The organism is Reyranella massiliensis 521 (genome assembly GCF_000312425.1).
Classification (GTDB): domain Bacteria; phylum Pseudomonadota; class Alphaproteobacteria; order Reyranellales; family Reyranellaceae; genus Reyranella; species Reyranella massiliensis.
In genome coordinates, this window is record NZ_HE997181.1 from 2,586,588 (window position 1) to 2,597,003 (window position 10,416).

The 10,416-nt window shown below is 66.4% G+C and carries 10 protein-coding genes; 3 read left to right on the forward strand and 7 right to left on the reverse strand.

All coding sequences use genetic code 11. The features are described 5' to 3' along the window. Both BN60_RS12735 and BN60_RS12740 read right to left on the reverse strand, forming a co-directional pair. A partial coding sequence (locus tag BN60_RS12735; RefSeq protein ID WP_043283887.1) for a MerR family transcriptional regulator occupies positions 1-203 on the reverse strand: 203 nt, incomplete at its 3' end. A gap of 123 nt (positions 204-326) precedes the next feature. Further along, the gene (locus BN60_RS12740; RefSeq protein WP_020696441.1) at positions 327-899 is read right to left on the reverse strand and encodes a DUF4142 domain-containing protein; all 573 of its coding nucleotides are present in this window, start codon (positions 897-899) and stop codon (positions 327-329) included. Between the two features lie 107 nt (positions 900-1,006). On the opposite strand from BN60_RS12740, the gene BN60_RS12745 reads away from it, so the two are divergent. Then, the gene (locus BN60_RS12745) at positions 1,007-1,399 is read left to right on the forward strand and encodes a VOC family protein (protein WP_020696442.1); all 393 of its coding nucleotides are present in this window, start codon (positions 1,007-1,009) and stop codon (positions 1,397-1,399) included. A gap of 306 nt (positions 1,400-1,705) precedes the next feature. Here the strand turns inward: BN60_RS12745 and BN60_RS12750 are convergent, their stop codons facing one another. The 3 genes from BN60_RS12750 to BN60_RS12760 all read right to left on the reverse strand — a co-directional run bounded on the left by BN60_RS12750 (position 1,706) and on the right by BN60_RS12760 (position 5,339). Continuing rightward, positions 1,706-4,615, reverse strand: a complete 2,910-nt coding sequence (locus BN60_RS12750; protein WP_020696443.1) for a DUF4114 domain-containing protein — start codon at positions 4,613-4,615, stop codon at positions 1,706-1,708. A 111-nt stretch (positions 4,616-4,726) separates the two neighbouring features. Further along, positions 4,727-5,023, reverse strand: coding sequence for a HigA family addiction module antitoxin (locus BN60_RS12755; protein WP_020696444.1), 297 nt, complete (start codon positions 5,021-5,023; stop codon positions 4,727-4,729). Positions 5,024-5,054: 31 nt separating this feature from the next. Then, on the reverse strand, positions 5,055-5,339 hold the full coding sequence (locus BN60_RS12760) for a type II toxin-antitoxin system RelE/ParE family toxin (protein ID WP_020696445.1): 285 nt from the start codon (positions 5,337-5,339) through the stop codon (positions 5,055-5,057). A 242-nt stretch (positions 5,340-5,581) separates the two neighbouring features. Between BN60_RS12760 and BN60_RS12765 the strand changes: the two genes are divergently transcribed. Beyond that, positions 5,582-6,055 carry a VOC family protein gene (locus BN60_RS12765; protein WP_020696446.1) on the forward strand — a complete coding sequence of 158 codons (474 nt, stop codon included), beginning with the start codon at positions 5,582-5,584 and terminating at the stop codon, positions 6,053-6,055. Positions 6,056-6,225: 170 nt separating this feature from the next. Here BN60_RS12765 and BN60_RS12770 read toward each other — a convergent pair whose 3' ends face one another. Then, entirely contained in the window at positions 6,226-6,630 is a 405-nt protein-coding gene (locus BN60_RS12770) for a hypothetical protein (RefSeq protein ID WP_020696447.1), read from the reverse strand. 97 nt (positions 6,631-6,727) lie between these two features. Further along, positions 6,728-9,640 carry a DUF4114 domain-containing protein gene (locus BN60_RS12775; protein ID WP_020696448.1) on the reverse strand — a complete coding sequence of 971 codons (2,913 nt, stop codon included), beginning with the start codon at positions 9,638-9,640 and terminating at the stop codon, positions 6,728-6,730. Between the two features lie 251 nt (positions 9,641-9,891). Here BN60_RS12775 and BN60_RS12780 point away from each other — a divergent pair, with 251 nt between their 5' ends. Next, the gene (locus tag BN60_RS12780) at positions 9,892-10,269 is read left to right on the forward strand and encodes a hypothetical protein (protein ID WP_020696449.1); all 378 of its coding nucleotides are present in this window, start codon (positions 9,892-9,894) and stop codon (positions 10,267-10,269) included. The last annotated feature ends 147 nt before the right edge of the window (positions 10,270-10,416 follow it).

Genomic DNA, 10,416 nt, shown 5'->3' on the forward strand with positions numbered 1-10,416 from the left:
AGCCCGAGGCCCAGCGCGCGCAGGGCCGCGATCTCGCTCGCGCGCGCCATCTCGGCCGAGCCGTAGGCCCGCCAGCCCGCCGCGGTGCGGACCGGCGCGACCAGGCCGCGCTGCTCCCACAGCCGCAGCGCCTTGGCGGAAACGCCGAGACGCCGCGCGGCTTCGGATGGATTGAGGAAAGGACCGGAAGAAGAGGAAGACATCACGGATCACCTCGCGGTTGCCCTGGGGCTGTGGCTGACCGCTCTCCTTATCGAGCCATCCCCAGGGTCCGGGTCAAGAGGCGATCCGGTCGATATCCAGGCCTGTCATCCCGGCTGCCCGGTCTAGCGGCCGCCCGACAGGCGCTTGGCGTATTCCTGTAACGCCTGCAACTGCGGCAGCGTCTCCTGCGCATAGCGGCGCAACGGGCCGCTCTTGCCGTTCTGGGAATAGGCGCCGTATTGATCGACAGCCGCGGTCTGCACGCGCACCTGGGCGGTGGCGTAAGCGGTGTCGAACTCCGCGCCCTGAACCGAATTCAGCCGGGCCATCGCCTCGTCTGCAATCTTCCTGACGTCCTCGTCGGGCGCCATGGACACGCCGCCTTCGGCGCGGTTTCTAGCCAGCGACTCCGCGAATTTCGTGTGTTCCGCGATGGAGCGCGTGGCAAAGCCGCGAACGAGTTCGTTCGTGGACTTGGTCAGCGCCAGCTGGCCCGATTTCATCTCGAAGTCGTTGACGGTCTCGGCGAAGCCGACAAATCGCGCGTCGGGCAAAGCATCCACGGCATGCACCGCCGCAACGCGCGCGAGTGGTGCAACGGCAACGGCGACAAGCAAAGTGCGGCGAAGAATCGGTGTCATATGCGTCTCCTTGAGTTTGTTGGAAAACAACTCGAGAACGCGACTGGTGCCCATGAAAGGAAGCCGATGGGCAAGCCACCCTACTCCCCTTCTTTGCGATCAACCATCGGTCGCTGCATAAAGAACGACCTGCCAATCGATCCTCCGGAGAACCGACCTTCATGAGCCTGGGCGACATCCGCACCCTCGACTACACGGTGCTGCTCTGCACGAAGTTGCAGGAGACCAAAGCCTTCTATCGCGACGTCATGGGCTTCGCGCTGACGCGCGACGGCGAGCGCTGGGTGGAGTTCCAGGTCGGCGCTGCGGTGCTGGCACTGAAGCCGCGCGGCCCCGGCCTCGCCTGGGACGACGGCCCGCTGCCCGCCGGTACGGCCGCGCTCCAGCTCGCCTTCCGCGTCGCGCCGCATCTGCTCGACGGCTGCCACGACACGCTCAAGTCGAAGGGCGTCGAGATCCTGAGTCCGCCGCGCGACATCCCCGCCTTCCATCACCGCGCGCTCTTCTTCCGCGATCCCGAAGGCAGTGTCGTCGAACTCTATGCCGAGGTTTGATGTCGAACGGTTCGACTCGCGGCTTCGTCCCTCATTTGGGTGATGGCGCCGTGTCCAAGTTCAACTAGCGTCGGCGCCAGGCCTTATCCCGGGAGAGCGATCCACATCGGAGCGCGTTTCGGACTCCCACCGTTTCGATAAACCGCTCCCGCGCTTTCCCGGGATAGAGCCGACCGCTCTCCGCTATGACCCCTCCGCCCCTGCGGGGCACCTCCCCATGTGAATGGGGAGGAGGATGAGTCTTCGCCTCCCCATTCACATGGGGAGGTGCCTGCGTCTGCGCAGGCGGAGGGGTCATGCCTTCTCTCAAACCAGCCAGCCGTGGCCGGCGGCGCTGGTGAAGTCGAGTTGCACCACGAGGTCGTTGAAGTCGTGGTCGCCGCCGCCTCTGGTATCTTCCCAGCCCCACGTATTGAGGCCGTAGTTCCAGAGATGGCCGACCGACTGGCCGCCCACGGACTCGTTGGCCTGCGAGAAGGCCCAGTAGGTGTTGCCGCTCGACTGGTTGGTCAGCGACATCGCCACGAAGTCGCCGGCATCGACGCCCTGAAGCATCACCTGCGCGTAGTTGCCGTATCCCGGCCCCGACAGCGCCGTGGCGCCGCCCGCGAGTTGGTAGGCCCGGCCCTGTGCGGCCGCGGCATAGCCCGCCTCGCCCGGCTGCAGGCCGTTGATGGTGCCCGCGAGATCGTCGGTCTTGTAGAAGGTGAGCGACAGCGAATCCTCGCCGTTCTGGCGCACGCGCACCACCGCCTGCTGGTCGCTGGCGCCGCCCGCCGTTTCGGCCACCGCGACGGGCCGCGCCACACGCACGACGCCCTCGCTCGCAACGAAATCGGCAAAGCCGAACGAGCTGGTGAGGCCCGCCTGGATCGCCTGCGCGTCGGTGCCGTCGATGGAAACGCCCAGCGACTGGCCGGCGGCCACGTAGCGCTGCATCTCCGCGCCCTGCGCCTGCTTGTCGAACAGGGTCACGAGGTTGGGATCGAAGTCCGGGTTGAGCGACTGCAACGCCAGCCGACTGGTCCAGGCATAGGTGTCGGACGCGCCGCTCGCATAGTCGAAGCCGCCGCTGCCCAGGGTCACGCCGATATCGACGCTGCTGCCGGCCATGGTCTGGAACAGCAGGCTCTGCGCCGTGCCGCTGGTCCAGCCGTCGACCAGGCTGCCGTCCACCACGTCGGGCTGGTCGGCGAAATACATCTGCGAATGCGCGGCGGCACTGAGCGTCCGCGCCAGCACCGTGGCGTTGGGCGAGCCCAGGCCGGTGACGAGATCGTAGCCCGGTCCGGCATAGTAGCCGAAGCCGGTCGGGATGACGTTCACCATGTCGCCGCCGTAGCTCTTGGTCTGGTAGGTCGAGCCGCCGAAGGCGAAGGACGAGATGTTGTTGCCGATGGTCACGTCGTTGAACGACGCGGGCGCGATGGCCGAGGCCATGTAGAGCAGGTCGTGCGCGTAGCCGAGATCGGGCAGGCCCTGGTCGGCAAAGATCGTGTCGATCTGCACGATCAGCGAGGCCCACATCGGTGCCGCCGCGCTGGTGCCGTAGCCCGCGCCGTAATACTCGGTGAAGTTGGTGTTGGCGAACTGATAGGCCGCGTTGCCGCCCGCCAGGATCGACACGTCGGGCGCGCCGCGGCCGATCTGCGCCAGCGGATCGCTGGTCACCGGGACCAGGCCATAGGCCGTCTGATAGTTCGGCACCGGCTGGGTGGGATCGACGCCGCCGTTCGACGTGCCGTTCTGCATGTAGCCGCCGTAGAGCGGCTCGGTGCCGGTGATCGTGTTGCCGTCGACGACGTAATCGTTCCACACCGTCTCGACGAAGAACTGCGTGCCCGCCAGACCGGAGGGCATGGTGGTCAGCCCGCCGACGACGAGCTGCCAGATCGTCGCCTTGTCGCCCGCCAGCGCCGGCGTCACGACATAGTTGAGCGTCGGATCGAGCTGGGCCATCCCCAGGGTCGACATCGAGGTGCCGCTGACCAGCAGGCTGAAGGGCTGCGTGCAGTTGTACTGGAGGTTGGTGAGACCGTTGCCGATCTCCTCGCTCGACCCACCGTCGCCCAGCGCCGTCACCGCGGTCTGGTTGTTCAGCACCGTGTCGACATAGAGTTCCCAGTAGGCGCGGTAGAATGGCGAGTCGGGCGACATGCTCTGCGCATCGCCGAACGAGTCGGACCAGGCCGAGACCTTGGGGATCCCCGTGCCGGGAAAGACCGTGCTCTGGATCGCCGTGTAGGTCGAGGCCTGCGCGCCGTCGGTGTTGACGCCCGAGCCGACGAACAGCACGAGGTCGCTGTTGGGATTGACGGCGGCCGCGACGCTGACGTCGAGCGCGCGCTCGCCATAGACCGTCGGCTGCTGGCCGCTCGCGCCCTGGACATAGACCTGGCCGTCGCCGGTCTGGCCGGTCGCCGCCAGGAACTTGGTGAGCCGCGCCTGGAAGTCGGAGCCGCTGGGATCGCCCGCCAGCGCCGAGCCGATGCCCGGTTCGATCAGGCCGATGGTCTTGGTCTGCACCGCCGCGCCGTCGAGCGGATAGGCGTAGCCGTAGTCGCTGCCGAGCTTTTGCGCCGCGATGGTCGGCGTCTGGGCGTAGGGCGCGCCGTTGCCCTGGCTCTGCAGCCCCTGCGGCAGGGTGACGGACACGCCCGGCGCCATGTTCGATCCCGACGGGCTGATCGAGGTGTCGAACCACAGGCCCGCGACGTTCAGTTCCTGCGGCAGCGAGAGGTTGCCGTTCCAGTAGCCGCTCAGGTCGCCGTCGGTCGCCTCCATCTGCGCGGTGCCGAACAGCTTCTCGAACTCGGCCGACGTGGAGACCTGGACCCAGACGGTGCGCGACTCGGCCGAGGTCACGTAGTTGCTGTTGGCGGCGTCGAGGATGGTGAGGCCGAGCGTGTCCCGGAGATACTGGACCGTGTGGTCGAACTGCGCCTGCTCGGCGCCGTAGGTGGTCCACAGCGCGCTGGCTTCATTGAGCTGCTTCAACGCCTCCTGGCGGCTCGCCCAGTTGCCCGCGAGCAGGTCGGCCGGATCGTTGGCCCGCGGCAGCACCAGCGCGACGTTCGTATAGAAGGTCTCTCCTGCCGGGATGCGCTGCTCCCCGGTGAAGCCGTAGGCCGCCGGCACCGTCGTCTCGGAAGTGATGCGATAGCCGCTGAAGTCGAGATAGCTGGAATTGGCAATTTCGACGTAACTGATCGCCACTGTACGACGCTCCCTGCCACAACCTGTCCTCTCCTAGTACCTTCTGAAGGCCCACAAGAAAACACCGGCACGACTGCAATGTTGCAGAGGAGCGCGTCTCAAACTGGCACTTCAGCCGGGATGGCTGAGACGCGTCGGGAGCTTGGCGATGGCGCGGCCGGCTTGCTCGGTGGCGACGCGCAGATCGTAGGCGGTCTGGAGGTTGAGCCAGAACTCGGCGCTGGTCCTGAACCAGTGGCCGAGCCGTAGCGCCGTGTCGCCGGTGATCGCGCGCTTGCCGTTGATGATCTGCGAGAGACGATTGGGTGGCACGCCGATCTGCCGTGACAACTCGGCTGCCGTCACGCCCAACTCCGCAAGCTCGTCGGCCAGGATTTCGCCGGGATGGATGGCGGGTCTTTTCGTCACGTCTGCTCTCCTTGCCTCGGTGTCTCCAGCCTCAATGATAGTCGACGATCTCGACGTTCGACGGACCGGGCGCCTCGGCCTGCCACTCGAAGCAGATACGCCATTGCTGGTTGATGCGAATGGAATACTGCCCCGCCCGATCGCCGCGCAACGCTTCGAGCCGATTGCTCGGCAACCCTCGGAGATCGGCCAGCGAGGTCGCGGCATCCAGAATGTCGAGACGCTTCCACGCCTGCCGGTCGAATCCCTGAAACGCCCGGACAAACTCACCGTCCGCGAACTGCCGGGTGCGCTTGTCCCGATAGCTCAGGATCATGGTGGAGTATGGGAATTATGACGTGTGACGTCAATCGTCATTACAGGACCGGCCAGCCGGGCCGACTGGCCGCAGTCGAATGAGCCCCCCGCTCGCTTCGGCTCCGTCTTTCCTACCGCACACCGCAACCTTCCGCCAACCTCGGCCGCGGGATGAGATGCCGGTTGGGGGGTGGTGAATGGCGTCCGGGCTCCCTACCTCAGACGACGGTTCCCCCTCACCCCCCAGCGAAAGGAGATGGTATGGCCAAGAACACGATCTGCGTCTGGTACGACAAGGACGCCGAAGCGGCGGCCCGCTTCTACGCCGCGACCTTTCCCGACAGCACCGTGCACGCCGTCCATCGCGCGCCCGGCGACTACCCGTCCGGCAAGAAGGGCGACGTGCTGACGGTCGACTTCACGGTGGCCGGCGTCCGGTGCATCGGCCTGAACGGCGGCACCGCGTTCAAGCAGACCGAAGCCTTCTCCTTCCAGATCGCCACCGAAGACCAGGCGGAGACCGACCGCTATTGGAACGCCATCGTCGGCAATGGCGGCCAGGAGAGCATGTGCGGCTGGTGCAAGGACAAGTGGGGCGTCTCCTGGCAGATCACCCCGCGCACCCTCACCGAAGCCATGGCCGCCGGCGGCGACGAAGCCAAACGCGCCTTCGACGCGATGATGACCATGAAGAAGATCGACGTCGCCGCCATCGACAAGGCACGGCGCGGGTGAGGCTACTCCTCGGCGCGAGGAGTGAGTCCTACTGTCATCCTGAGCGCAGCGAAGGATCTCATGCCGGTTGCCTCACCGATGGCAGGCGGCGTTGAGGTCCTTCGGCTTCGCCTCAGGACGACAGAGTGGGTCAGCATCATGTCGCCCTTGAATGCGATGCGGGCCGCTCCTTAGCTCGTGGGCGTATAGACGCGCCGGCAGGCATTGTAGGAATAGGTCACATGGAACGGGCGGGCGCCACTGCCGGGATCGAGCGTGACGTAGAACGTTCTGTTCTTGTTGTCCTTGCTGGCAACCCGTCCGGAACCATCGGGCTGCAACTCCTTCAAGTCGACGGTGAACGAACTGTTCGGCGCCCGGCTCGCCGTCGTAAAGGCGAGTGTGTTGCCCTTTAGATCGACCCGCCCGTCGGTCTGCCACGCCCACTCCGGCATGGGCATCGTCCCGCCGGCGCAATAGGGCGATGCATTATTCTCCAGGGAGCCAATGGCGGCCCATGTCGCGTCTGCTGCGATGGAGATGTGAGAAGCGCCCGCCAACCCGACCAATGTCGCGAGAAACAGTTTGGACTTCATCTCGTCCTCCGTTTGGCTGCCGCCACGATAGTCCTGTTTGGCGAGGGAGGAAATGACGTCGCCTCAACCGTCGGCGGCGGAGGGGTCATGCCTTCTCTTAGACCAGCCAGCCGTGGCCCGAGGCGCTGGTGAAGTCGAGTTGGACGATCAGGTCGTTGAAGTCGTGGTCGCCGCCGCCGCGTGTGTCTTCCCAGCCCCAGGTGTTGAGGCCGTAGCTCCAGAGGTGGCCTACGGACTGGCCGCCGACCTGCTCGTTGGCCTGCGAGAAGGCCCAGAAGGTGGCGCCGCTCGACTGGTTGACGAGGCTCATCGCTACGTGATCGCCGGCATTGACGCCCTGCAGCATCGCCTGCGTGTAGTTGCCGTAGCCCGGCCCCGCGAGCGACGTGGCGCCGCCGGCGAACTGATAGGCGCGGCCCTGCGCCGCCGCCGCATAGCCCGCCTCGCCGGGATTGAGGCCGCCGATCGCGCCGTTGAAGTCGTCGACCTTGTAGAAGGTGACGGCGAGACTGTCCTCGCCGTTCTGGCGCACCCGCACCACGGCCTGCTGGTTGTCGGCGCCGCCCACCGTCTCCGCCACCGCCACCGGCCGCGCCACGCGCACGCCGCCGTCGCCGCTGCCTGACGCAAAGTCGACGAAGCCGAACGGCGTGGTCATCTTGACCTGCGGCGCGCCGGCTTCCGTGCCGTCGACGAAGACCGCCAGCGAATCGCCGGCCTGCGTCTCGGCCTGGGCCAGCGTGCCCTGCGCCTGCTTGTCGAACAGCCGCACCAGGTTGGGATCGAAGTTCGATTGCAGGGACTGCTGCGCCAGCAGACTCGTCCAGGCGAAGGCCGCCGACGGGCCGCTGGCGAAGCTCTGGAGGTCGCTGCCCGTAATCACGTCGACCGCCGCCGCGGCGTTGGAGGTCGTCTGGATCAGCAGCGTTTCCGAAACCGCCGTCGAGAGGTCGCCGGCCGCATCGACCTGCACGACATGATCGACGCTGCCGAACGAGGTCTGCTCGTGCGCGATGGCCGTCAGCGCGCGCGCCAGCAGCAGGCCGTTGGGCGTGCCCAGCCCGGTCGCGAGATCGTAGCCGGTGCCGGCCTCGTAGCCCCAGCCGGTCGGCGTCACGTTGACGGTCGCGGTGCTGCCGCTGGCCGAGGGCGTCAGATAGTGCCCGCCGTAGAGGAACGAGGAGGTGTTGTTGCCGAGCGTGATGTCGTTGAACGAGGCCGGCGCGATCGCCGCGGCGGTGTAGAGCAGATCGTTCATGTAGCCGAGGTGCGGCAGGCCCTGATCGCGAAACACGGCGTCGAACTGCGCCACCAGGGCCGACCACATCGGCGCGGCGGCGCTGGTGCCCGCCCCGCTCCCCGTTCCCGACATGTCGCTGCCCGTCACGATGTAGCGCGAATTGCCGCCCGCGAGGGCCGCCACGTCCGGCACGCCGCGGCCGGGCAGCGCCGACGGATCCGAGGTCGCCAGATGAAGGCCGAAATCGGTCTGGTACGAGGGCTGCGGCTGGCTGGGATCGACGCCGCCCGCGGCGGCGAAGTTCTGCTGGAAACCGCCGCCGTTGTTGTACTGGTCGACGATGTCCTTGCCGTAGACGAAGTAACTGTTCCAGACGGTCTCGATCAGCCGCTCGTTCGTGGTGAGCGTATCGGCCGTAGGCAGGTGCTTCAGGCCGCCCTCGACCAGGTTCCAGATCGTCGGCAGGTTGCCGGGCGTCGCGCTCTTGGCGATGCCCTGCAAGGTCGGATCGTCGGTCGCCGCCTGCTGGCTGCTGAGCGACGAGCCGCCGGCGACGATGGAGTAAGGACTGGCGTGCATCGTGTCGACGTTGGTCAGGCCGTTGGCGAACTGGTCGCCCGACCCGCCGTCGCCCACGGCATTGACCATCGTGATGTTGCGCAGCACCGCGTCGACGAAGAGTTCGCGATAGGCGAAGTCGAACGGCGAGCCCGGCGCGATGTGCGGATAGTCGCGGAACGACGAGCTGACCACTGCCGGGTTGTTCGTCTCGTCCCAGATGGCGGCCTGGTAGGCCGTGAAGACGACGGAGCGCGCGCCCTGCGCGTCGCCCGACCCGGCATAGAGGATGACGGTCGAGGTCGGACTGGCCGTCGTGACGATGCTCACGTCGAGCGAGCGTTCGCCGCTGCTGTCGTTCGCAGCACCGCCCGGCGCCACGTTCACGTAGGTGCCGGGCTGGTCGAGGTGGACGTCCGGGAGGCTCTGTCTGTATTCGTCCGCCAGTTGCGCGAAGGTCTTGTGCAGCGAAGCCTCGACCGCCGTGCCCATGTTGGGTTCGATCAGCCCGATCGGCGCAGTCGCGACCGCCTTCCACCAGTCGCGCGTCGTTTCCGAATTGAACGGGTAGTTGTAGATGGCGGCGAGATCGTTGGGATAGATCTGGCCCGCCCTGGGCAGCGAATTGCCGGGGCTCTGCCCGTCCTGGGGCAGGTCGACGCCCGTCCCGCCCGGGGCGGCGGCGAGAAGCGACGCGAAGTCGCCGGTGTCGAACATCACGCCCTTGACGCCGCGCGAGGTCAGCGTGTCGGGCAGGTTGAGATTGTCCTGCCAGAAGGTGACGTCGTTGCCCTGCTCGTCCAGGCCCTTGTGGAGGAAGTTGCCGAACAGCGTGTGGAAATTGGTCTGGTCGACCATCACCCAGACGGTGCGCGACTCGGCCGACGAGACATATTGCTGGTTGTTGCCTTCGGGAAACAGCGTGAAGCCGAGATTGGTCAGCTCCGTGCGGACCTGCTGATAGGCCGTCGGGTCCGCGCCGTAGGTCGACCACAGCGTGTTGTTGGACTTCAGCGTTTCCAGTTGCGCCTGCCGCGACGCCCAGTCGGCTTCCAGCAGCGCCGTCGGCTCGTTGGCCCGTTCCATCACCAGCGCGACGTTGAACGAGAACGACTGGTTCAGGCCGGTGGCGGTCGGCAGCGGGGCGTTGCCGCGATAGCTTGTCAGGTCGAGATAGGCCGAGTTCGGAAGCTCGTCGTAGGTAATCGCCATGGTCCCTGTTTCCCCGCTTCCCGCCCGACGATGCGGCTCTGCTTATCTGCGCGAGTCCACAGGGCATTGGACCTCATCGAGACCGGCGATGCAAATGCGGCGCCCCTCTTGTTCACGCGTCGCTTGCGCTCCTTGGGAGTACCTCTCTCCGATGACGAATCCGGCAAATATGCCGTTGACACTCGGCGTAGCGAAATCTTTACGGCCGCAATAGTTTACAAGCCGAGTGCAAAGACTAAAGTCCGCACATCGTGCTCTATTGGATTATCGATTCGCGTAAACGCCTCGTCACACATACTGCTGAAGGCGACCTGACCCGCGGCGACCTCATGGCCTACTTCGATGCCGTCACCGGCGCCGATGCCTGGACCTGGCGCAAGCTGTTCGATGCACGCCGCTGCACGCCCGCGATGTCGCCCGAGGATCTCATGGCCATCGGCGTCCGCATCCGCACCCAGCATGCCCGGGGCGTGACCGGCCCCATCGCCATCGTCCTGCCCGAGACCGACAGCGAGACCTTCACCCGGCTCCTGGGCTTCATCGCCACGGATCGGCGGCCGGCGCGGGTCTTCCGCACCCTGGACCCCGCCCGGCAATGGATCGAAACGCAGCAGATCGATGCAGCGTAGGAACCCGTCATGCGTTGCGGCCGTTCGGATTCCGAACGGCTGACGCGATTTCCGCCGGCGCCGCCTCGACCAGGCGGTGCCTTTGCAGGGAGCATTGCATGCATCGCGACAAGAGCCGGCCCGAACGGCTCCCCGAACACCGAGAAG

What these genes read in the sequence shown, in the direction of transcription:
- BN60_RS12740 (WP_020696441.1), bottom strand. Translation starts at nt 899, where the DNA reads ATGGGCACCAGTCGCGTTCTCGAGTTGTTTTCCAACAAACTCAAGGAG.
- BN60_RS12745 (WP_020696442.1), top strand. Translation starts at nt 1,007, where the DNA reads ATGAGCCTGGGCGACATCCGCACCCTCGACTACACGGTGCTGCTCTGC.
- BN60_RS12760 (WP_020696445.1), bottom strand. Translation starts at nt 5,339, where the DNA reads ATGATCCTGAGCTATCGGGACAAGCGCACCCGGCAGTTCGCGGACGGT.
- BN60_RS12765 (WP_020696446.1), top strand. Translation starts at nt 5,582, where the DNA reads ATGGCCAAGAACACGATCTGCGTCTGGTACGACAAGGACGCCGAAGCG.
- BN60_RS12770 (WP_020696447.1), bottom strand. Translation starts at nt 6,630, where the DNA reads ATGAAGTCCAAACTGTTTCTCGCGACATTGGTCGGGTTGGCGGGCGCT.
- BN60_RS12775 (WP_020696448.1), bottom strand. Translation starts at nt 9,640, where the DNA reads ATGGCGATTACCTACGACGAGCTTCCGAACTCGGCCTATCTCGACCTG.